Source organism: Barnesiella propionica, assembly GCF_025567045.1.
GTDB classification, from domain to species: domain Bacteria; phylum Bacteroidota; class Bacteroidia; order Bacteroidales; family Barnesiellaceae; genus Barnesiella_B; species Barnesiella_B propionica.
In genome coordinates this window covers 1-643 of sequence record NZ_JAOQJK010000024.1, presented here as the reverse complement: position 1 = coordinate 643, position 643 = coordinate 1, and the positions used below count along the sequence as shown (strand labels likewise).

The 643-nt window shown below is 42.6% G+C and carries 1 protein-coding gene; it reads left to right on the top strand.

The window, feature by feature from the left end; genetic code table 11:
* Positions 1–643: hypothetical protein (locus OCV73_RS14470; RefSeq protein ID WP_167551287.1), on the top strand; the 643-nt coding region annotated here is incomplete at both ends.

Here is a 643-nt window from a genome sequence, read left to right as displayed (position 1 = left end):
CGCAAAACGGAAATAAGTCGTATATCTGGAATCATTTAATAGATGGTAGCGAACTATTTAGCGGTTCGACTGACAAAACGGAAGGATGGACGGGTAACATCTATTCTTTCCGTGTATTTAACTACGCCATGAATGCCGATACCGCCAGACGGCTTTGGAATACCGGGCAGCCTATGTCGCTGAATCTTCAGAGTCAGATTAATCCGATCGGCGTGATTACCTCGGCAACGGTTGAAAAAATAAATAAGTGGATAGGTGATTTAACGAGAAATGAGGATGGTTCTGTTACAGTGACAAACGGTGATGCCGGTAGTTATATGGGATGTGCGATACGGGGTTCAGAGGGAAATATGAACGGTCTGAAAGCGGAGAATCTGGGTACTTATCGCATAACAATGACGTATATGTCTGATAAGCCTGTACAGGTACGTGATTTAGGGGCTACCCGAATGAATCAGGCTTTTTTTTCCGCTACAAACGGAGAGAAGAAAACGGAAACTCATGTTGTTCAATTTGATAGCAGGGACAATAACGGCACTCCGTTGAATTTTTATATTTACATAAATCCCTATGCGGAAGGTGACGAATTTACCATATACGACTTTAAGGCTGAACAAGTAGGTATGTTGTCGGAAGTATTAGG